19 protein-coding genes and 1 riboswitch are annotated in these 21,144 nt (G+C 69.7%); of the genes, 10 read left to right on the forward strand and 9 right to left on the reverse strand.

The annotated features are described in order from the left end of the window. Positions 1-17 precede the first annotated feature (17 nt). The 4 genes from MJQ72_RS32735 to cobN all read left to right on the forward strand — a co-directional run bounded on the left by MJQ72_RS32735 (position 18) and on the right by cobN (position 6,102). Positions 18-254 (forward strand): hypothetical protein, encoded by a 237-nt coding sequence (locus MJQ72_RS32735; protein WP_240594864.1) that lies wholly within the window; start codon positions 18-20, stop codon positions 252-254. After that, positions 238-1,680, forward strand: coding sequence for a HAMP domain-containing sensor histidine kinase (locus tag MJQ72_RS32740; RefSeq protein ID WP_240594866.1), 1,443 nt, complete (start codon positions 238-240; stop codon positions 1,678-1,680). Before MJQ72_RS32735 ends, MJQ72_RS32740 begins: the two co-directional genes overlap by 17 nt. Then, the gene (locus MJQ72_RS32745) at positions 1,665-2,342 is read left to right on the forward strand and encodes a response regulator transcription factor (protein ID WP_240594867.1); all 678 of its coding nucleotides are present in this window, start codon (positions 1,665-1,667) and stop codon (positions 2,340-2,342) included. The genes MJQ72_RS32740 and MJQ72_RS32745 overlap by 16 nt, the downstream gene beginning before the upstream one ends. Before the next feature lie 52 nt (positions 2,343-2,394). Next, positions 2,395-2,467, forward strand: a riboswitch (cobalamin riboswitch). 53 nt (positions 2,468-2,520) lie between these two features. Further along, positions 2,521-6,102 carry a cobaltochelatase subunit CobN gene (gene cobN / locus MJQ72_RS32750; RefSeq protein ID WP_240594868.1) on the forward strand — a complete coding sequence of 1,194 codons (3,582 nt, stop codon included), beginning with the start codon at positions 2,521-2,523 and terminating at the stop codon, positions 6,100-6,102. Between the two features lie 201 nt (positions 6,103-6,303). Here cobN and MJQ72_RS32755 read toward each other — a convergent pair whose 3' ends face one another. Beyond that, the gene (locus MJQ72_RS32755) at positions 6,304-7,392 is read right to left on the reverse strand and encodes a dihydrofolate reductase family protein (RefSeq protein WP_240594869.1); all 1,089 of its coding nucleotides are present in this window, start codon (positions 7,390-7,392) and stop codon (positions 6,304-6,306) included. A gap of 1,268 nt (positions 7,393-8,660) precedes the next feature. On the opposite strand from MJQ72_RS32755, the gene MJQ72_RS32760 reads away from it, so the two are divergent. Further along, on the forward strand, positions 8,661-10,226 hold the full coding sequence (locus MJQ72_RS32760; RefSeq protein ID WP_240594871.1) for an ABC-F family ATP-binding cassette domain-containing protein: 1,566 nt from the start codon (positions 8,661-8,663) through the stop codon (positions 10,224-10,226). 52 nt (positions 10,227-10,278) lie between these two features. On the opposite strand, the gene paaE is transcribed toward MJQ72_RS32760, so the two are convergent. Genes paaE through paaZ form a run of 6 tightly spaced genes read right to left on the reverse strand, consistent with a single transcriptional unit; the run spans position 10,279 to position 15,941 of the window. Beyond that, entirely contained in the window at positions 10,279-11,349 is a 1,071-nt protein-coding gene (paaE, locus tag MJQ72_RS32765; protein WP_240594872.1) for a 1,2-phenylacetyl-CoA epoxidase subunit PaaE, read from the reverse strand. Position 11,350: 1 nt separating this feature from the next. Beyond that, entirely contained in the window at positions 11,351-11,839 is a 489-nt protein-coding gene (paaD, locus tag MJQ72_RS32770) for a 1,2-phenylacetyl-CoA epoxidase subunit PaaD (RefSeq protein WP_240594874.1), read from the reverse strand. After that, positions 11,833-12,690 carry a 1,2-phenylacetyl-CoA epoxidase subunit PaaC gene (paaC, locus tag MJQ72_RS32775; protein ID WP_240594876.1) on the reverse strand — a complete coding sequence of 286 codons (858 nt, stop codon included), beginning with the start codon at positions 12,688-12,690 and terminating at the stop codon, positions 11,833-11,835. The genes paaD and paaC overlap by 7 nt, the downstream gene beginning before the upstream one ends. A 1-nt stretch (position 12,691) precedes the next feature. Further along, positions 12,692-12,976: a 1,2-phenylacetyl-CoA epoxidase subunit PaaB gene (gene paaB, locus MJQ72_RS32780; RefSeq protein ID WP_240594878.1), complete on the reverse strand. Its 285-nt coding sequence runs from the start codon at positions 12,974-12,976 to the stop codon at positions 12,692-12,694. Continuing rightward, the gene (paaA, locus tag MJQ72_RS32785) at positions 12,976-13,914 is read right to left on the reverse strand and encodes a 1,2-phenylacetyl-CoA epoxidase subunit PaaA (RefSeq protein WP_240594880.1); all 939 of its coding nucleotides are present in this window, start codon (positions 13,912-13,914) and stop codon (positions 12,976-12,978) included. Before paaA ends, paaB begins: the two co-directional genes overlap by 1 nt. After that, the gene (gene paaZ / locus MJQ72_RS32790) at positions 13,911-15,941 is read right to left on the reverse strand and encodes a phenylacetic acid degradation bifunctional protein PaaZ (protein WP_240594881.1); all 2,031 of its coding nucleotides are present in this window, start codon (positions 15,939-15,941) and stop codon (positions 13,911-13,913) included. The genes paaA and paaZ overlap by 4 nt, the downstream gene beginning before the upstream one ends. Positions 15,942-16,140: 199 nt before the next feature. Here paaZ and paaI point away from each other — a divergent pair, with 199 nt between their 5' ends. From paaI to MJQ72_RS32805, 3 genes are read left to right on the forward strand one after another with little or no spacing between them, the layout of a single operon-like run. Next, positions 16,141-16,530, forward strand: coding sequence for a hydroxyphenylacetyl-CoA thioesterase PaaI (gene paaI, locus MJQ72_RS32795; RefSeq protein WP_240601476.1), 390 nt, complete (start codon positions 16,141-16,143; stop codon positions 16,528-16,530). Continuing rightward, entirely contained in the window at positions 16,527-17,813 is a 1,287-nt protein-coding gene (paaK, locus tag MJQ72_RS32800) for a phenylacetate--CoA ligase PaaK (RefSeq protein WP_240594882.1), read from the forward strand. The genes paaI and paaK overlap by 4 nt, the downstream gene beginning before the upstream one ends. Then, positions 17,810-18,403 (forward strand): TetR/AcrR family transcriptional regulator, encoded by a 594-nt coding sequence (locus MJQ72_RS32805; RefSeq protein ID WP_034323145.1) that lies wholly within the window; start codon positions 17,810-17,812, stop codon positions 18,401-18,403. Before paaK ends, MJQ72_RS32805 begins: the two co-directional genes overlap by 4 nt. 75 nt (positions 18,404-18,478) lie before the next feature. On the opposite strand, the gene MJQ72_RS32810 is transcribed toward MJQ72_RS32805, so the two are convergent. Then, entirely contained in the window at positions 18,479-18,736 is a 258-nt protein-coding gene (locus tag MJQ72_RS32810; protein WP_240594883.1) for a hypothetical protein, read from the reverse strand. 197 nt (positions 18,737-18,933) lie between these two features. On the opposite strand from MJQ72_RS32810, the gene MJQ72_RS32815 reads away from it, so the two are divergent. Then, positions 18,934-19,449, forward strand: coding sequence for an NUDIX hydrolase (locus MJQ72_RS32815; protein ID WP_240594884.1), 516 nt, complete (start codon positions 18,934-18,936; stop codon positions 19,447-19,449). Continuing rightward, positions 19,446-20,111 (forward strand): TetR/AcrR family transcriptional regulator, encoded by a 666-nt coding sequence (locus MJQ72_RS32820; protein WP_240594885.1) that lies wholly within the window; start codon positions 19,446-19,448, stop codon positions 20,109-20,111. The genes MJQ72_RS32815 and MJQ72_RS32820 overlap by 4 nt, the downstream gene beginning before the upstream one ends. Here MJQ72_RS32820 and MJQ72_RS32825 read toward each other — a convergent pair. Further along, complete coding sequence (locus tag MJQ72_RS32825; protein ID WP_240594886.1) at positions 20,038-21,066, reverse strand: AraC family transcriptional regulator; 1,029 nt, start codon at positions 21,064-21,066, stop codon at positions 20,038-20,040. The two genes, MJQ72_RS32820 and MJQ72_RS32825, sit on opposite strands and share 74 nt — an antisense overlap. Between the last annotated feature and the right edge of the window lie 78 nt (positions 21,067-21,144).

Raw genomic sequence — 21,144 nt, forward strand, 5'->3', positions numbered from 1 at the left:
ACCAGGAGGGTGGAGCCATGGCCCGCTCGCGAATCGCCCTGCTCGCCGCCGCCGTGGCGCTCCCGCTCGGCGCGGCGGCGGTCACCTGGGCATGGCCGGAACCGCCCGCGCCGCGGGCTCCGGTCGAAGTGAAACTGCGGGAACACCCCGCGCCTCCCCCACCGGCGAGCAGTTCCACGCCGGTGGTCGTGCCCCCACCGCCGGTGGTCCCGCCGGGAGACGACCAGGACGACGACGGTGCCGACGACGACTGAATCCAGGAAGCGAGCGGTCCCCGCGCGGATCCGGATCATGGGCTGGCTGCTGCTGCTCGTCGCCGTGGTGACGGTGTCGACCACGCTGGTCACCTACAACCTGCTGCTGCGCGAGGTCGACAGCGACGTCAACGCCGCGCTCGAACAGGAGGCCGCCGAACTGGGCCAGGTGCTGGAAGAAGGCGTGGACCGCGCCACCGGGCAGCCGTTCCCGGACGTGCGGTCCGCGCTGTCGGCGCATCTGCGGCGCCAGTACGTCGACGACGACGAGGTGGTGCTGGCCTGGACGCCGTCGTCCGGGCCGATCCTGCAGGACCGCGAGGAACCGTTCCGGCTGGGCGAGAGCCCGGCGGTGCTGGACCCGATCCTCGCCGACCCGGCGCGCAGCGGCACCGCGCGGACCCCCGCCGGGGAGATGCGCTGGATCCGCGTCGACGCGTCCGGCACCCGCGAGGGCGACCGGGGCTCCTTCGTCGTCGGCTATTTCGTGGACCGCGACCGCGCGGAGATCGCCGCCACCGTGCGGACCCTGCTGTTCGTCGGGTTGCTCGGGCTGGTCCTGGCCGGGGCTGCGGCGTGGCTGGTCGCCGGGCAGATCCTCGCCCCGGTGCGGCTGGTGCGCCGCGCCGCCGCCGAGATCACCGAACACGACCTGACCCGCCGCATCCCGGTGGACGGCCGCGACGACGTCGCCGCGCTCGCCGAACAGTTCAACGCCATGCTCGACCGGCTCGATCTCGCGTTCGCCACCCAGCGGCGGTTCCTCGACGACGCCGGCCACGAGCTGCGGACGCCCATCACGATCGTGCTCGGCCATCTCGAACTGCTCGACGACGACCCGGTCGCCCGGGCCGAGGCGATCCGGCTGTGCGTCGACGAACTGGACCGGATGAACCGCATCGTCGGCGATCTCCTGCTGCTGGCCAAGGCCGAGCAGCCCGACTTCGTCACCCTCGCGCCCACCGACGTCACCGAGCTGACCAGCGACCTTTACGCCAAGGTCCGCACCATCGGCGATCGTCGCTGGCGGCTGGAGGCACTCGGCGAAGGCCAGGTGCCGCTCGACGAGCAGCGCACGACCCAGGCGGTGGTGCAGCTGGCCCAGAACGCCGTCCAGCACACCGAAGACGGCGACGAGATCCTGATCGGCTCGGCCGTGTCCGAGGACACCGTGTCGTTCTGGGTGGCCGACCACGGTCCCGGGGTGCCGCAGGAGGACGCCGAGAAGATCTTCCAGCGGTTCAACCGGGGGCCGTCGGGCGGCCATCGGAGCGGGGCCGGGCTCGGGCTGGCGATCGTGCGCGCCATCGCCGAGGCCCAGCACGGGCTGGTGCGCCTGGAGTCGGCGCCGGGCCGCGGTGCCCGCTTCACCATCGAAATCCCTGTTCACGCCGTCGAAGGAGGCACGCCGTGGCCCGTATCCTGATCGCCGAGGACGAGGAGCGCATCGCCTCGTTCGTCCGCAAGGGGCTCATCGCCAACGGCTTCACCACCACCGTCGTCGCGGACGGTGAGCAGGCCCTCCAGTACGCCCTCGGCGACGGCTACGACCTGCTGGTGCTCGACCTCGGCCTGCCGTCGCGCGACGGCCTGTCCGTGCTGCGGACGCTGCGCGAACACCACAACACCACCCCGGTGGTGATCCTCACCGCGCACGACTCGCCGCAGACCACCCTGGCCGGGCTGGAGGGCGGCGCCGACGACTACATGGCCAAACCGTTCCGCTTCGACGAGCTGCTGGCCAGGATCCGGCTCCGGCTGCGCCGCACCGAACTCGTCGCCGAGACCACCGTGCTGCACGCGGGCCCGCTGTCGCTGGATCTGCGGACGCGCCGCGCGGACGTCGACGGCGCCGGCGTCGACCTGACCTCGCGCGAGTTCGCCCTCCTGGAGCTGTTCATCCGCCACCAGGGCCAGGTGCTGACCCGCGAGCAGATCCTCTCCCACGTGTGGGGGTACGACTTCGATCCCGGCTCCAACATCGTCGACGTCTACGTCCGCACCCTGCGCCGCAAGATCGGGGCGGGCCACATCCGCACCGCGCGCGGCATGGGGTACGCGTTCGACCCCGGTCGCACATCACCTTGACTCGCGCCGGGGCGCACCGGAGAGTGAACTCCGACCCATGCGACGGCAGAGGGAGGAACCCGGTGAGAGTCCGGGGCGGTCCCGCCACTGTCACCCTCCCGGCACGGGAGGGGAGCCAGGAACTCCGGCCGTCGCGACCACCCGACCCGGGGCGCGGACACCCCGAGTGAGGACTGCCGTGATCCTGCTTCTGTCCACTTCGGACACCGACCTGCTCAGCGCCCGCTCCAGCGAGGCCGAGTACCGGCTGGCCAACCCGGCCCGCCTGGACCTCGCGGAGCTGCCCGCCCTGCTCGACGGCGCCAAGATCGTCGTCGTCCGGATCCTCGGCTCGGAACGCAGCTGGCAGGAGGGGCTCGACACGGTCCGCGCGAGCGGCGCGCACGTGGTGGTCCTCGGCGGCGAGCAGACGCCGGACGCGCAGCTCATGAAGCTGTCCACCGTCCCGGCGGGCACGGCGGCGGAGGCGCACGCGTACCTCGCGCAGGGCGGCCCGGCCAACCTCACCCAGCTGCACCGCTTCCTGAGCGACACGCTCCTTCTGACGGGTGACGGTTTCGAGCCGCCCGCTGTGCAGCCGCTGTGGGGTGTCCTGGAGCGCGAGCCGAAGAGCACCGAGGGCCCGGTCGTCGCGATCCTCTACTACCGCGCGCATCACCTGTCCGGGAACACCGAGTTCGTCCACGCCCTCTCCGACGCCGTCGAGGACGCCGGGGGCCGCGCGCTCCCGATCCACTGCGCCTCCCTGCGCACCCGCGAGCCGGAGATGATGGCCGAGCTGGCCAAGGCCGACGCGCTCCTGGTCACCGTGCTGGCGGCCGGCGGCACCCGGCCGTCGGAGGTCGGCGCGGGCGGGGACGACGAGGCGTGGGACGTCGCCGAGATGGCCGCGCTCGACATCCCGATCCTGCAGGCACTGTGCCTCACCAGCGACCGCGAGACCTGGTCGGCCAACGACGACGGTCTGTCCCCGCTCGACGCGGGCAACCAGATGGCCGTCCCCGAATTCGACGGCCGCCTCATCACTGTCCCGTTCTCGTTCAAGGAGATCGACGACGACGGCCTCCCCAAGTACGTGCCGGACGCCGAGCGCGCGTCCCGCGTCGCGAAGATCGCGCTGGCCCACGCCCGGTTGCGCCACACTCCCCCGCCGGAGCGCCGTATCGCGCTGATGCTGTCCGCGTACCCGACGAAGCACTCCCGCGTCGGCAACGCCGTCGGCCTCGACACGCCCGCGTCCGCGATCGAACTGTTGCGCCGCATGCGTGACCAGGGCTACGACCTCGGCGAAGACCCCTTCCCCGGCGTCGTGCCGACCGGCACCGATCAGCCGGACGGCGACGCCCTGATCCACGCGCTCATCGCCGCGGGCGGTCAGGATCCGGAGTGGCTCACCGAGGAACAGCTGTCCGGCAACCCGATCCGCGTTCCCGCCGGCAAGTACCGCGAGTGGTTCGCCCAGCTTCCGGCGGAACTGCGCGAGGGCATGGAGGAGCACTGGGGGCCCGCTCCCGGCGAGCTCTATGTGGACAACGGGGACATCGTGCTGGCCTCGCTGCAGTCCGGCAACGTCGCCCTGATGATCCAGCCGCCACGCGGCTTCGGCGAGAACCCGGTGGCGATCTACCACAACCCGGACCTCCCGCCGAGCCACCACTACCTGGCCGCGTACCGCTGGCTGGAGGAGGAATTCGGCGCGCACGCCGTCGTCCACCTCGGCAAACACGGTTCGCTGGAATGGCTTCCCGGCAAGACCGCCGGTCTCTCCGACTCCTGCGCGCCGGACGCCGTGCTGGGCAATCTGCCGCTGATCTACCCGTTCCTGATCAACGACCCGGGTGAGGGCGCGCAGGCGAAACGGCGCGCGCACGCCACGATCGTCGACCACCTGATCCCGCCGATGGCCCGCGCCGAAAGCTACGGCGACATGGCCCGCCTGGAGCAGCTCCTCGACGAGCACGCCAACATCGCCGCGATGGACCCGGCGAAGCTGCCCGCGGTCCGCGCGCAGATCTGGACGCTGATCCAGGCCGCGAAACTGGACCACGACCTCGGTGTCGAGGAACGCCCGCACGACGCGGAGTTCGACGACTTCCTGCTGCACATCGACGGCTGGCTGTGCGAGGTCAAGGACGCCCAGATCCGCGACGGCCTGCACATCCTCGGCGCCGCGCCGGTGGGCGAGGCGCGGATCAACCTCGTGCTCGCCATGCTGCGCGCCCAGCAGATGTGGGGCGGCAAGCAGGGCGCGGTCCCCGGTCTGCGGTCCGCGTTGGGACTCAAGGAGAACAGCGACACCCCACTGTCCGAAGTGGACGCCATCGAGCAGACGGCCCGCTCGCTCGTCGAGGCGATGGAGGCCAGGGGCTGGTCCCCATCAGCGGTCGCCGAGGTCGTCGCCGACGTGCCGGAACACCAGGAGGTCGCTCGCGTGCTGACCTTCGCCGCCACCGAGATCGTGCCGCGGCTGGCGGGCACCGGCGCCGAGATCGACGCCGTGCTCCACGCGCTCGACGGCGGCTACATCCCGGCCGGGCCCAGCGGTTCTCCCCTGCGCGGCCTGATCAACGTGCTGCCGACCGGCCGCAACTTCTACACCGTCGACCCGAAGGCCATCCCGAGCCGCCTCGCCTGGGAGACCGGGCAGGCGCTCGCGGACTCGCTTCTCCGCCGCTACAAAGAGGACACGGGTGACTGGCCGCGTTCGGTCGGCCTCTCGGTCTGGGGCACGTCGGCGATGCGCACGTCGGGCGACGACGCGGCGGAAGTCCTCGCCCTGCTGGGAGTCCAGCCCGTCTGGGACGAGGCTTCGCGGCGGGTCACCGGCATCGAGGCGATCCCGCTCGCCGAGCTCGGCCGTCCGCGGATCGACGTCACCGTGCGGATCAGCGGGTTCTTCCGCGACGCCTTCCCGCACGTGATCACCCTGCTGGACGACGCCGTGCGCCTGGTGGCGAACCTCGACGAGCCGGACGAGCAGAACTTCGTGCGTGCCCACGCCCGCGCGGATCTCGCCGCGCACGGTGACGAACGCCGGGCCACCACGAGGATCTTCGGTTCCAAGCCGGGCGCGTACGGCGCGGGCCTGCTTCCGCTGATGGATTCCGGGAACTGGCGCGACGACAAGGATCTCGCCGAGGTCTACGCGGTCTGGGGCGGTTTCGCCTACGGCCGCGACCTCGACGGCAGGCCGGCGCGCGAGGACATGGAGAACTCGTACAAGCGGATCGTGGTCGCGGCCAAGAACACCGACACCCGCGAACACGACATCGCCGACTCCGACGACTATTTCCAGTACCACGGCGGGATGATCGCGACGGTCCGCGCGCTGACCGGCACCGCGCCCGCGTCCTACGTCGGCGACAGCACCACCCCGGACGCCGTCCGCACCCGCACCCTCGGCGAGGAGACCGCGCGCGTCTTCCGCGCCCGCGTGGTCAACCCGCGCTGGCTGGCGGCGATGCGCAAGCACGGCTACAAGGGCGCTTTCGAGCTGGCGGCGACCGTCGACTACCTGTTCGGTTTCGACGCCACCGCGGGCGTGGTCGGCGACTGGATGTACGAGAAGCTCACCGAGTCCTACGTGCTCGACGAGGTCAACCAGGAGTTCCTGCGCCAGGCCAACCCGTGGGCGTTGCGCGGCATCATCGAGCGGCTGAACGAGGCCGCCGATCGGGGGCTGTGGGCGGAACCGGACGCCGATCTTTTGGCTCAGCTGCGCGAGGTCTACTTGTCGCTGGAGGGGGATCTCGAATCCTGACATCACCCGCTGGAGCAGCCCCGTGGCACTCCCGGCGGTACCACTGTCATATGCGCAGAACTTAGCGTGACAAGGGCGGTGGGATGGAAACGATCGGGAGGACAGCGATGATCAAGCGTCTGTTGAAGGTCGTGCTTCGCCACGGTTGCTGCTCGGCGTGCACCGGTCTGGGCTGCGGCTGCTGCGACGCCTGCAAGTAGTTCAGAGGTGGACACCCGGGATATGGGTGTTCGCGCGGCGGACGTCGGCGGCGAGGGCGGGTACCTCGATCACCCGGCGTCCGGCCGCCTCCAGTGTCTCGGCGCCGACGCAGTCGACGAACACCGACGGCTCGCGCCAGGCGAAGACGACGCGCGGGATGCCGGCGTCGAGGATGAGCTGGGTGCAGCTTCGCGGATGTGACGTCCGCGAGCTGCACGGCTCCAGTGACGTGTACATCGTCGCCTCCGCCAGCCTCGGATCCCCGGGTTCGAGCTTGGCGAGGGCGGCTTCTTCGGCATGGTTGGCGGGATCGCCGTCGCCCGAGAAACCGGTGGAGAGCACTTCTCCGTCGGCGGCGGCGATGACCGCTCCGACACGGAAGGTGCGCGGCGGGCAGTTCTCGGCGAGCGCGATGGCCTCGCGCAGGTGCTGAATGTCCACATCGGACGGTTCGGGCGTCGCGTGGTACTCCAGGACGGCGATGTCGCCCAGTCTCGTGCTTTCCACCAGAGTCAGCCCGCGCGGGAACGCGCCTGGCCCGACGAAGCGCGGTGCGCGCTCATCGCCGACGAAGAACGGCGCGACGGCCAGATGCAGTTCGTCGACCAGGCCCTCGGTGAGGAACTGGGTGTGGATCGCGCCGCCGCCTTCGACCATGAGGCGCCGCACCCCGCGCGCGTAGAGATCCGCCAGCATTTCGCTTAGGCCGACCAGTTCGACGACGGTTGCCTTCACGCCCGTGACGACGCCGGGCGGCGCGTAGACGAGCTTCTCCGTGTCGCCGACAGTGAAGAACTGCGCCGCCGGATCGAGTGACCCGCTCCGCGTGAGGGTGACCTTGACCGGCTGTTCCGGACGGCCCGCCGCGACCCGTTCCGCGACGAGCTCCGCCGAGCGGACCAGCAAGCGAGGGTCGTCCGCGCGGATCGTGTTCGCGCCGACGAGGATCGCGTCCGACGCGGCGCGCAGCCCGTCCACCCTCGCCCAGTCCTCCTCGTTGGACAGCACCAGCCGGGTGTCGCTCGCGTCGTCGAGGTAGCCGTCGAGCGAGACCGCGGCGGACAGCAGGACATGAGGGCGTTCGATCACGCCCGCCAGTATGCCCCCGCCGGTCGCGGGTCGCCGAGGCTGCACGGTGGGGCTTGCGGCAGGTCCTCAGTTGCCGGAAATCGGCAAGGGCTGGGCGGGGATCCCGGGCGTCCCGGTGTCGCGTCGGAGTCGGTGTGCCGGATTTCGGCGACGGTTGGCTACGGGGTCCGGGGAGCGGGCCGATGTCAGGTGATCGGGGGCGGCACCCGTGCTGTTGCCGGAATTCGGCGACAGCCGACCCGCCGGTCTCGGGGAACGACCCGAAGCCGCGAGACCAAGGCCGACACCTGGGATGTCGCCGGAATCCGGCGACGGTTGCCCAAGGGGCCGGGAACGACCCGCAGCTGCGCGGCCGAGATCGACACCGGTGTTGTTGCCGGAATCCGGCGACAGCCGACCCGCCGGTCTCGGGGAACGACCCGAAGCCACGAGACCAAGGCCGACACCTGGGATGTCGCCGGAATCCGGCGACGGTTGCCCAAGGGGCCGGGAACGACCCGCAGCTGCGCGGCCGAGATCGACACCCGTGCTTGTTGCCGGAATCCGGCGACAGCCGCCCCGCCGGTCTCGGGGAACGACCCGAAGCCACGAGATCAAGACCCACACCTGGGATGTCGCGGGATTTCGGCGACGGTTGGCCACGGGGTCCGGGGAGCGGGCCGATGTCAGGTGATCGGGGGCGACACCGGTGCTGTTGCCGAAATCCGGCGACAGCCGCCCCGCCGGCCCCGGGGAACGACCCGAAGCCGCGAGACCAAGACCGACAGCTGGGCTGTCGCCGAAATCCGGCAACCACCACCCACCGCTCCCGCGAACCCACCCGAAGCCACGCGACCAAGACCCACACCCGTGCCATCGCCGAAATCCGGCAACCACCACCCACGGAGCACCACCGACAGCGCAACAACGGTCGGCACACCGGCGACCATTACCGAAATCCGGCAATGCAAAGGCAGCGTTCAAGAAAACCAGTCTGCGCACTGCCAGGCGCCAAGCGCACGGCCGAACATCGACGACCAGCTTCGCGCAGCCGTCCCCCTCGGCCTCCTCACGGTGCCGCGGCGGATCATCACCGCCCCGCTGTCAGGCCGGGACCAGCACCGTCGGACGCCGGTCCTACCGAGTTCGACCTGGCTCGCGAAAACCTGACGCTTCGTCGCCGGTCCCCGCGAAAACCGATCGCCACCCGGCAACCCGCGGGCTACCCTGTCGCGGTGATCTTCTGAGACGAACCTGCGCCCTCATCCACCTCCTTCGCAGGGAGTCTCATGTCTTCTTCCTTGACGCTTTCCGACGTCACCTTCACCTGGCCGGACGGTGTTCCGGTGTTCGAGCGCCTCTCGCTCACGATCGGCGCCGGTCGCACCGGCCTGGTCGGCACCAACGGATCCGGTAAGTCCACGCTGCTCAAGCTGCTCGCCGACGAGCTGCGGCCCACGACGGGTTCCATCACCGCACCGGGTGAGCTCGGTTACCTGCCACAGAACCTCGTCCTCGACACCGGCCGCCGGGTCGACGACGTCCTCGGCGTCACCGCGATCCGCGCGGCGATCAGGGCCGTCGAGGACGGTTCCGCCACCGAAGAGCACTTCGCCACCATCGGCGACAACTGGGACGTCGAGGAGCGCATCCGCGCGATCCTCGACCGGCTCGGCCTGGGCGCCGTCCGCCTGGACCGGCGGGCGGGCGAACTGTCCGGCGGCGAACTCACGCTGCTCGGGCTGGCCGCCCTGCTCCTGCGCCGCCCCGCCGCGTTGCTGCTCGACGAGCCGACGAACAATCTCGACCTGCGGGCCCGGGAGCTCGTGCACCGCGAGGTGGCGGGCTGGGGCGGGATCCTCGTGGTGGTCTCGCACGATCGGGAACTGCTCGGGCTGGTCGACCGGATCGCCGAGGTCCGCGACCGCGAGGTCACGCTGTACGGCGGAAACCTCGCGGACTACGAACACGCCGTCGAGGTCGCGCAGGAGGCCGCGCGGCGGCATGTGCGCGCGGCGGAGTCGGACGTCAAACGGCAGAAGCGGGAGCTGGTCGAGGCCGGGATCAAACTCGCCCGGCGGGCCCGCTACGGCCAGAAGATGTGGGACACCAAACGCGAGCCCAAGGGACGCATGCGCAAACGTCAGGAGGACGCGCAGATCGCCGCGGGCAAGTACCGGAACCTGCACACCGACCGGCTGGAAAACGCCGTCGAGGCACTGAAGGCCGCCGAGGAGCTGGTGCGGGAGGACGCCGAGATCCGCGTCGAGCTCCCGGAAACGACGGTCCCCCGTGGGACGGACGTACTCCGGATCGACGCCGTGCCCCGGTTCGGCCCGGCGGTGGACCTGCACGTCATGGGCCCCGAGCGGATCGCGCTCGTCGGCCCGAACGGTTCGGGGAAGACCACCCTGCTGCGGACGATCACCGGCGAGCTGCCGCCGAAGTCGGGCGAGGTGGGGCTGTTCGTCCCCGCGAGGCTGCTCCCCCAGCGGATCGACGTGCTCGACGACACTTTGTCCATTGTGGACAACGTGCGGCACGTCGCGCCGTCGCTCACGGACAACGAGATCCGCGCGAGGCTGGCCCGGTTCCTGTTCCGGGGCAAGACCGCCGACCGCGAGGTGGCGTCGCTGTCCGGCGGGGAACGGTTCCGGGCGGCGCTGGCGACGTTGCTGCTGACCGAGCCCACGCCGCGACTGCTGCTGCTCGACGAGCCGACGAACAACCTCGACCTGGCGAGTGTCCGCCGGCTCACCGAGGCGCTGCTGGCCTACCGGGGCACGCTGATCGTGGCGAGCCACGACCGCCCGTTCCTCGCCGACATCGGCATCACCCGGCGGCTGGAGCTGTAGGGCCTCGTGAGTGGTAAGGACGGTTAGAACCGTCCTTACCACTCACGAGGCGTCAGGCGTCGAAGTCCACGGTGACGGCGTCGGAGACGGGCACCGACTGGCAGGTCAGGACGAAACCGGCGTCGACCTCGGCCTTCTCCAGCGCGAAGTTGCGCCGCATGTCCACCTTGCCGTCGCAGATCTTCGCCCGGCAGGTGCCGCATACGCCGCCCTTGCAGGCGAACGGCAGATCCGGGCGGAACTTCTGCGCGCCGTCGAGCACCGAGGTGCCGCGCGGCAGCGTCATCGTCGTCGACCGGCCGTCGAGCACCAGCGTGACCTCGCTGGACGCCCCCACGACGGCCGGATCGACGTGGTGCACCGGCTCCGGCGGAGTGTCCACATAGAACAGTTCCTGGTGGATCCGCTCCTCGGCGACGTCCAGGGACCGCAGGAGTTCCTGCGCGCCGGTCACCATCTCGAACGGCCCGCACAGCCACCAGTGCGCGACGTCCTCGACCGGGATCAGCACGGAGCACAGCCGCCGCAGCTTCTCCACGTCGAGCCGCCCGGTGAACAGTTCGGCCTCGCGCGGCTCACGGGAGAGCACGTGGACGAGTTCGAGCCTCGCGGGGTAACGGTCCTTCAGATCCGCGAGGTCGTCGGCGAACATGACGGTGTCCGTGCGGCGGTTGCCGTAGAGCACGGTCACCGTCGCGTCGGAGTCGCCGAGCAGCGAAGACGCGATCGACAACACCGGCGTGATCCCGGATCCGGCCGCGATCAGCACGTGATGCCCGGCGGCTGCCAGATCGGGGCTGAAGTTGCCGGTGGGCGGCGCGACCTCGATCTCGTCGCCGGGTTTCACCTCGCGTACGAGCCACGACGAGAACAGCCCGCCCGGCACCTCGCGGACGCCGACCCGCGGCGCCGCCCCGGCGGGTGCGCAGATCGAGTACGACCGGCGCTCGTCGCGGCCGTCGATCTCGCGGCGCAACGTCAGCGACTGGCCCGGTTTGAAGCGGAAGGTGTCCGCGAGGTCTTCGGGCACGTCGAAGGTCACCGCGACGGCGTCGTCGCACAGACGCTGGACGTCGGACACCGTGAGGGTGTGGAAGCCCGTGCGGCGCAGGGTGGCGGTCACGCTAGATCTCCTTGACGTGTTCGAACGGTTCGAGGCAGAACCGGCAGCGGCGCAGGGCCTTGCACGCCGTCGCGCTGAACCTGGACTGCTCCTCGGTGTCCGCGGAACCGCAGTTCGGGCAGCGGACCGACGACACCGGCGGGCTCAGCGTGAGCGGGATCGGCCCGGTCCGCCGCGGCGCGGCCCCCGGTGGCGCGATCCCGGCCTCGGCCAGTTTCCGTTTGCCGTCCTCGGTGATCCAGTCGGTGGACCAGGCGGGCTGCAGCACCGTGCGGACCTCGACCTCGCCGTAGCCCGCGCCGGTCAGCGCGTGCACGAGGTCGTCGCGCATGGTGTCCATCGCCGGGCAGCCGGTGTAGGTCGGGGTGATCGCGACGACCACCCGTCCGTCGGATTCGGACACTTCACGCAGCACGCCGAGGTCCGCGAGCGTCAGCATCGGGAGCTCCGGATCGGTGACCGTGGCGGCCACGGCGTACGCGGTCACCATGTCGCGTCCGGATGTTCCCTGGCGACACTCTGCAGGGTCGCCAGCAGGTAGCCCATCCGCTCGGTGTGCACGCCGTCGCGGCCCATCCGGCCGGAAACCCCGGCGATGGCACCGATTTCGGGACGCTTCAGCGTCGCGACGGCCAGCACCTGGTCGAGGATCGCGTCGAACTCCGGCCGCAACGACGGCGACTCGACGAACTCGACCTCGTGCGCCGCGAAAAGCTCGTCGACGTACGGCCAGACCGCGTCGAGGCCTTCCTGCATGCGCGAGTGGGACAGCTCGGTGCCGTCGCCGAGGCGCACGGCCCATTGGGCGGCGTAGTCGCGGTGGTACGCGACTTCCTTGACGCCCTTGTCCGCGATGGCCGCCAGCACCGGATCGACACTGGTCTGCAAACGCTGGAGCAGCGCGAGCCGCCAGATCGAGAACACCAGCAGCCGCGCGATCAGATGCCCGAAGTGCCCGCCTTCGAGCTCCGCGAGCCGGACGTTGCGGTACTCCTGTTCGCTGCGGAAGAAGGCGTACGAATCCTCCGAACGGTCGCTGCCGTCGGCCTTGCCCGCGCGGGCCAGCAGCAGCCGGGCCTGCCCGAGTAGATCGAGCGCGATATTGGCGATCGCGACCTCGTCTTCGAGCTCAGGCGCGTTCGTGCACCATTCCTGCAGCCGGTGCGAGAAGATCAGCGCGTCGTCGCCGAGCATCAGGCAGTAGGCCGCCAGCCGCGCACCGTCCACACCGGACGGGACCGTGGTGTCCACACCGGACAGCGGATCCTCGAACCCGGTGCCGAAGGCCCAGCGGGAGTCGTTCTCCTCGGTGATCGCCTCGTAGGCGTTGTCGAAGCTCATGTCAGATGTGGGGAACGTTGTCGGGGATGTCGTAGAACGTCGGGTGCCGGTACACCTTGTCGCCGCTGGGCGCGAAGAACGGGTCCTTCTCGTCCGGTGAGGACGCCGTGATGTCCGAGGCCTTCACGACCCAGATCGACACGCCCTCGTTGCGGCGGGTGTACAGATCCCGCGCGTGGTGCAGCGCCATGTCGTCGTCCGCCGCGTGCAGCGAACCCACGTGCACGTGGTTCAGCCCGCGCTTGCCCCGGACGAACACCTCGTACAACGGCCAGTCGTGTTTCATCACGAACCCTTCTTCGCTGCGTGCGCCGAGGCGGCTTCCCGCACCCACGCGCCGTCTTCCTGTGCCCGCCGCCGGTGCGCGATGCGCTCGGCGTTGCAGGGGCCGTTGCCCTTCAACACGTTCTTGAACTCGTCCCAGTCGACGGCGCCGAAGTCGTAGTGCCCGCGTTCGGCGTTCCACTTCAGGTCCGGATCCGGGAAGGTGACGCCCAGCGCCTCGGCCTGCGGGATGGACATGTCGACAAAGCGCTGGCGCAGTTCGTCGTTGGTGTGCCGCTTGACCTTCCACGCCATCGACTGCGCGGTGTTCGGCGAATCCGCGTCCGGCGGGCCGAACATCATCAGCGACGGCCACCACCAGCGATTCACCGCCTCCTGCACCATCTCGCGCTGCTTCTCGGTGCCGCGCATCATGGTCATCAGCAGCTCGTAGCCCTGCCGCTGATGGAAGGACTCCTCCTTGCAGATACGGATCATGGCGCGCGCGTACGGCCCGTACGAACTGCGGCACAACGGGACCTGGTTGCAGATCGCCGCGCCGTCCACCAGCCAGCCGATCACGCCGACGTCGGCGAAGGTCAGCGTCGGGTAGTTGAAGATCGACGAGTACTTCTGCTTGCCGTTGATCAGCTTGTCCGTCAGATCCGCGCGGTCGGCGCCGAGCGTGGCGGCCGCGGAGTACAGGTACAATCCGTGCCCGGCCTCGTCCTGCACCTTGGCGAGCAAGATCGCCTTACGCCGCAAGGAAGGCGCGCGGGTGATCCAGTTTCCTTCCGGCTGCATGCCGATGATCTCCGAATGCGCGTGCTGCGCGATCTGGCGGATCATCGTCTTGCGGTAGCCCTCGGGCACCCAGTCACGTGGCTCGATGCGCTGGTCGCGCTCGATGGTGGCCTCGAAATGCCGTTCGAGGTCTTCCTCGGGCAATGTCGCGGTCATGACTGCTCCTTCGCCACCAGGGTCAGCACGTCGTACTTGGCGACCGAGTCGCCGTCGGCGTTGGTGACGTCGGCGTCCCAGCGGACCTCGCCGTACTCCTGGTCGATACGCGGGGTGATCTGCTTGGCGGTCAAGGTCACGGTCAGCGAGTCGCCCACCTTGACCGGGGTGAGGAACCGCAGGTTCTCCAGGCCGTAGTTGGCCAGCACTGGGCCGGGCTCCGGCGAGACGAACAAGCCCGCCGCGAAAGACACCACGAGGTACCCGTGCGCCACGATCCCGCCGAACAGCGGGTTCGCGGCCGCGGCCTCGGGATCAGTGTGGGCGTAGAAGGTGTCACCGGTGAACTCGGCGAAGTGGTCCACGTCCTCCTGGGTGACGGTGCGCGGACCGGCGACCACGGAGTCGCCGATCTTCAGCTCCGCCAACGACTTCCGGAACGGGTGGACGTCGCCTTCGGTCCTCGGCGCGCCGGCGACCCAGCGCCCGGTGACCGTGCTCAGCACCGCGGGCGAACCTTGGACCGCCGTGCGCTGCATGTGGTGCAGCACGCCGCGGACGCCGCCCATCTCCTCGCCGCCGCCGGCGCGGCCGGGGCCACCGTGCACCAGCTGCGGCATCGGGGAACCGTGACCGGTGGACTCCTTGGCGTCGTCGGCGTCGAGCACCAGCAGGCGGCCGTGGTACGGCGCGACGCCGAGGACGACCTCGCGTACGAACTCCTGGTCCGCCGAGACGACGGAACCCACCAGGCTGCCGCCGCCACGCGCGGCGAGCTCGATGACCTGTTCGGTGGAGGTGTACGGCAGCAGCGTCGACACCGGGCCGAACGCCTCGACCTCGTGCGGCTCGGAGCGCTCCGGGTCGGCCTTCAGCAGCACCGGCGAGATGAACGCGCCCCGCTCGGCGTCCGCGCCGACGACCTCGACCTGCTCCGGGTCGCCGAAGACGACCGTGCCGACGTCCAGCAGCGCCTTGAGCGACCGCCGGACCTCTTCACGCTGCTCCAGGCTGGCCAGGGCGCCCATGCGGACACCTTCGGCGGTGGGGTTGCCGACGGTGGTCTTCGCCAGCCGCGCGCTCGCGGCCTCGGCGACGTCGTCCACCAGGTCGGCGGGTACGAAGGCGCGGCGGATGGCGGTGCACTTCTGGCCGGCCTTGACCGTCATCTCGGTGGTCAGCTGCTTGACGAAGAGATCGAACTCGGTGGTGCCGGGTTTGGCGTCCGGGCCGAGGATCGACAGGTTCAGCGAGTCGGCCTCGGCGTTGAACCGGACGGAGTTGCGCACGATCGCGGGGTGCGCGCGCAGCTTCTGCGCCGTCGACGCCGAACCGGTGAAGGAGACGAGGTCCTGCGCCGTCACGTGGTCGAGCAGGTCGCCGACGCTGCCCGCGACGAACTGGAGCGTGCCCTCGGGCAGGATGCCGGACTCGATGATGATCTCGACCAGCCGCGCGGTGAGGTACGCGGTCTGGCTGGCGGGCTTGATCAGGCTCGGCACCCCGGCGAGGAACGCGGGCGCGAACTTCTCCAGCGGACCCCAGACGGGGAAGTTGAACGCGTTGATCTGGACGGCGACCCCGCGCAGCGGGACGGCGATGTGCTGGGCGACGAAGGTGCCGCCCTTGCTCAGCGGCTCGACGTTGCCGTCGACGTAGACGGTGTCGTTCGGCAGTTCGCGCTTGCCCTTGCTGGAGTAGGCGAACAGGACGCCGATGCCGCCGTCGATGTCGACCATCGAGTCGCCCTTGGTCGCGCCGGTGCGCGCCGAGAGCGCGTACAGCTCCTCGCGGTGTTCGCGCAGGTGGGAGGCCAGCGCCTTCAGCAGCGCGGCACGCTGGTGGAAGGTCAGCTCGCGCAGCGCCGGTCCGCCGACGCGACGGCCGTAGTCGAGCGCGGCGGCGAAGTCGATGCCGTCGGACGAGACCCGGGCGACCTCCTCGCCGGTCGAGGCGTCGTGCAGCGGTACTCCGTCACTTTCCGCCGTGTGCCATCCGCCGGAGACGTAGCTGCGCAGCAATGCCATGGGGCGACCCTTCATGGTGGATTAACAGACCGTCCGTTCAGTAATTCACTGTAGCTCGTGACCCGGGTCTTGCAAACCCCCCGATGGCGGTGGACCCTTGACATCTGCCCGAAAGCGCGCCTTTACTTGCGACACCCTTTAACAACCGTCCATTCGGTCAGTAACAAGGTGGTCTGGCTTGACTAACGCCGCGCACACGATGTTCGCCGACGACCAGGCGTCGAAGGCGCTGGGCATCGAGCTGATCGAGGCCGCCGAAGGCCACGCCGTCGCCACCATGCGGATCACCGAGACGATGGTGAACGGCCACGACATCGCCCACGGCGGCTACGTCTTCCTGCTGGCCGACACGACCTTCGCCTGCGCCTGCAACAGCCACGGCCCGGTGACCGTCGCGTCCGGCGCGGAGATCTCCTTCGTCGCCGCCGGCAAACTCGGCGACCACCTCATCGCCACCGCCACCGAGCGGACCCGCTACGGCCGCAACGGCATCTACGACGTCACCGTGCACCGGGAGACCCCCGACGGGCCGGAGGTCGTCGCCGAATTCCGCGGCCGCAGCCGCACCATCCAGAAAGCATCACGATGAACGCCTTCAGCGACGACGCCGAGAACCTGACCATCGACGAGCTGCAGGCGCTGCAACTGAAGCGCCTCCAGTGGACGCTGCGGCACGCGTACGACAACGTGCCGTTCTACACCCGGAAGTTCGACGAAGCCGGCGTTCACCCGGACGACTGCAAGGTGCTGGAAGATCTGGCGAAGTTCCCCTTCACCACCAAACAGGACCTGCGCGACAACTACCCGTTCGGCATGTTCGCCGTACCGGAGTCGCAGGTCAGCCGCATCCACGCGTCCAGCGGGACCACCGGGAAACCGACCGTCGTCGGCTACACGTCCGAGGACATCGACACCTGGGCGACGGTGATGGCGCGCTCGATCCGCGCCGCGGGCGGGCGGCCGGGCGACAAGGTCCACGTCGCCTACGGATACGGCCTGTTCACCGGCGGGCTCGGCGCGCACTACGGCGCCGAAAAGCTCGGCTGCACGGTGATCCCGGCGTCCGGCGGCATGACCGCGCGCCAGGTGCAGATCATCACCGACTTCAAACCCGAGATCATCATGGTCACCCCCTCGTACATGCTGACGCTGCTCGACGAGTTCGAACGGCAGGGCATCGACCCGCAGACGAGTTCGCTCAAGGTCGGCATCTTCGGCGCCGAGCCGTGGACCGAGCAGATGCGCGCGGAGATCGAGGAACGCGTCGGCATCGACGCCGTCGACATCTACGGCCTGTCCGAGGTGATGGGCCCCGGCGTCGCGCAGGAATGCGTCGAGACCAAGGACGGGCTGCACATCTGGGAGGACCACTTCTTCCCCGAGGTGATCGACCCGTTCACCGAGAAACCCACCGACGCCGAGGGTGAGCTGCTGTTCACCTCGCTCACCAAACAGGCGCTGCCGATCATCCGGTACCGCACGCGCGACCTCACCCGGCTGCTGCCGGGCACCGCGCGGCCGGCGTACCGGCGGATGGAGAAGGTGACCGGACGCAGCGATGACATGATCATCCTGCGTGGCGTCAACGTCTTCCCCACGCAGATCGAGGAAGTCGTGCTGGTGACCCCCGCGCTCACGCCGCATTTCCAGCTGATCCGGTCCACGAAGGGCCGGATGGACCACCTGACCGTCCGTGTCGAAGCGCGTCCGGACGCGACCGCCGAGCAGCGCGCCGAGGCCGCCGCCCGGCTGATCGCCGGGGTGAAGGACGGGGTCGGCGTGAGCGTCGGCGTCGAGGTCGTCGACCCGGACACGCTGGAACGCTCGCTGGGCAAGATGCGCCGCGTCCTCGACGAACGGGAGCGCGCTTGAGCACCCCCGCCCGCCGGGGGCGCCCCGGTTACGACCTCGAGTCGCTGCTTCAGGTCGCGGTCAAACTGTTCAACGAGCGTGGCTACGACGGCACCAGCATGGAGGACCTTTCCCGCAAGCTCGGCATCACGAAATCCGCGATCTACCACCACGTGCCGAGCAAGGAGGAGCTGCTGCGCCTCGCCGTCGACCGCGCGCTGAACGGCCTGTTCGCCGTCGCCGCCGAGACGGAGTCCTTCGAGGGCAAGGCGATCGAAAAGCTGGAGCATCTGGTGCGGGGCAGTGTCCTGGTACTGGTCGACCAGCTGCCGTTCGTCACCCTGCTGCTGCGGGTGCGCGGCAACACCAAGATCGAGCGGGCGGCGCTCGCGCGGCGGCGCGAATTCGACCGGCTGGTGACGGAACTGGTGAAACAGGCCGAAACCGAGGGCGACGTGCGGCCCGACATCGATCCCGCCGTCACCGCGCGGCTGCTGTACGGCATGGTGAACTCGCTGATCGAGTGGTACCGGCCGCGCCGGGGTTCGGCCGGGACGGAGCTGGCGGACGCGGTGTGCAAGATCGCCTTCGACGGCCTGCGGACCCAGTGATGCTGAAGGACGCTTTCACCGCATGTGATGCAGTGAAAGCGCCCTTCACCGCGTCACATGCGGTGAAAGCGTCCTTCAGCCCTTCGGGGGCCGCCGCGCCTGCCAGACCAGCGCGTCGCGCAGCTGCTGGATGAGCTGTTCGTCGTCGGCCTCCGACGGATCCACCCCGAGCGGGATCCAGCGTTCGCAGACCTCGGCTCCGTTCTCGAAACTCGTGATCACGATCCCGGCGTAGGAAACGCATTCGTCCTGGACACGGACGTCACGATGCTGCAGCCGCACACTGACCCACCGCCCGGTGCGGCGAACCGGATCGCGCTCAGCACTGGCCATTCGTCCCTACCCATGACGTCCGGTCCCCCCGCCCGAACGTCGCCATGCGGGCCCCAGGGGTTACCGGCGGGTTGTTCCGAATGGATAACGGCAGGCGGTCACGTGAAACGGTTACGCTCGGCCCATGAGCACCGATCCGGAGGAGTTCGCTCTCTGACGTCCGCACCTGGACGACAAGCGCGGTAACCTCCGAAATCGTGGAACTCCTCCCCTTCGGCGACTACGTGGCTTCTCTCAACAGGAAACGCACCGCGGCCGGCGTACTTCTCCGCGACGACCGGTCGCGGGTACTGCTGGTGGAGACCACATACAAACCCGAGTGGGAGATCCCCGGTGGCGCGGTCGAGGCGGAGGAAACGCCATGGGCGACCGCGATACGCGAACTCCAGGAAGAGCTGGGCATCACCCGCCCCCTCGGCGCGTTGCTGGTGATCGACCACATCCCTACGCAGGGGGTCATGCCGGAGGGCTTGGCGTTCATCTTCGACGGCGGCTTGATCACTGAAGAAGAAGTACGCGCGATCAAGTCGACAGACGCCGAAGTCCGGTCGGTCGGGCTGTACTCGCCAGCCGAGGCGGAACACCGGGTGAAAGCGACTCTCCATCGGCGGATCAACGCGGCGTTGCACGCGGTGAACAGCGGAGAGACGGTGTTCTGCGAGACTGGTATCCCGTCCAAGCTTCCCTTTGAAACGGTTACGCTCGGCCCATGAGCACCGATCCGGAGGCCCGGCGGCGCCGCCTCGAACCGGCCGCCCGGCGCGCCGAGATCCTGACCGCGGCCCGGCGGCTCTTCGGCGAGGGCACGTACGCCTCGGTTTCGACCTCGGACATCGCGAAGGCCGCCGGGGTGGCCCGGCCGCTGATCAACCACTACTTCGGCGGCAAACGGGAGCTGTACCTGGAAGTCGTCCGGCAGATGATGATCGTCCCGGCGCCGGTCATCGAGAACCTGCCGGAAACGACCGCCGAAGAGCGGCTCGCGATCAGCGTCCGGCATTGGATCGAGGTCGTCGAGCGCAACGAGCAGGCGTGGCTGACGGCGATCGGCCCGGAGGCGGTGGGCCGCGACCCGGAGATCGAGCGGATCATGCTGGAGGCCGATGAGATCGCCGCCGATCGCGTGCTCGCGGCCGCGTTGATGAGCGACGTCACCGAGGGTCGCGAAGAACTCCGCGCGATGATCCGTTCGTACGGCGGGATGCTGCGCGCGGCCTCCCGCGAATGGCTGATCCGCGGCACGCTCGGCCGGGAGGAGCTGCGGGTGTTCCTCACCGAGTCGATCCTGCACCTGCTGCGGGTCACCTACCCGGCCGTGCTCGCAACGCGTTCCGCCGGGCATAGGCCGCCGGAGTCATCCCCTTCCAGCGTTTGAAGGCGTAGATGAAGCTCGACGCTTCGGCGTAGCCCAGCCGCAGCGCGACGTCCTCCACGGTGAGCGCGCCGGTGTCGAGCATCTCCTCCGCCAGCGCCTGGCGGACCTCGTCGAGCAGGGCCCGGTAGCCGGTCCCGGCCTCGAACAGCCGTCGCCGCAGGGTCCGCGGGCTGAGGGCGAGCTGCCGCGCGACCTCTTCCATCCCCGCGTCGACCCCGCCGAGCCGCACCAGTCTTTCCCGGACCTGCTGGGCGATCCCGGACCGTTCCCGTTTCCGCGACACCAGCAGCTCGCATTGCGCGGCACAGACCGCGACGGTCTGATCGTTGGCCTGCGGCAGGGGTTTGTCGAGGAAGAGCGGATCCAGGGTGGCGAGCTGCGACGGAGCGGAGAACGACGGCACCAGCCCGAAGGTCCGCACATATTCGTCCACTGTGGAGGGTTTGTCGTGCCGGAAGGCCAAGGAGCGCAAGGAGATGTCCGGCAGGATGTCGCGCATGACGGTGTGGATGGCGCCGAGGTCGCGCAGCAGCAGGAAGCGGGCGACGTCGCCGGGCACGCGGCTGTCGTCCATGGCGAGCGCGAGCCGTCCGGCCTCGACGGTCACGTGCGGGATGCAGAACGTGAAGCTCAGGTCCAGGTAGCGCAGGGCGAAACGCATCGCGTCCCCCAGCGTCGGGCTGCTGATGCACGCGAAGCCGAAGATGCCGAACGCGCTGACGCGGTATCGCCTGCTCAGCCGCAGCGCGACGGCGTCCTCGCCGCCAAGCCCGCGGACCAGCGCCCGGACGACCGCGAGTTCCTGACGCGCGTCGACCTGGCCGTCCACGGGGGCGTGTTCGTAGGACTCCAGCCCCTCGACACCGTTCTCGGCGGCGAAGCGGGCCATGAGCACGATGCTCGCCGTGCCGCGCGGGTAGTCCCAGTCCCGGATCACCGGCGGCGGTAGTTCCATGGCCGGGATTATGGATCCCCGGGCGACGATCGGCCCATTGAGGACCGTAACTGTCCTTGATCCCCTTTAGGGTGAGCG

It is taken from the genome of Amycolatopsis sp. EV170708-02-1 (assembly GCF_022479115.1).
GTDB lineage: Bacteria > Actinomycetota > Actinomycetes > Mycobacteriales > Pseudonocardiaceae > Amycolatopsis.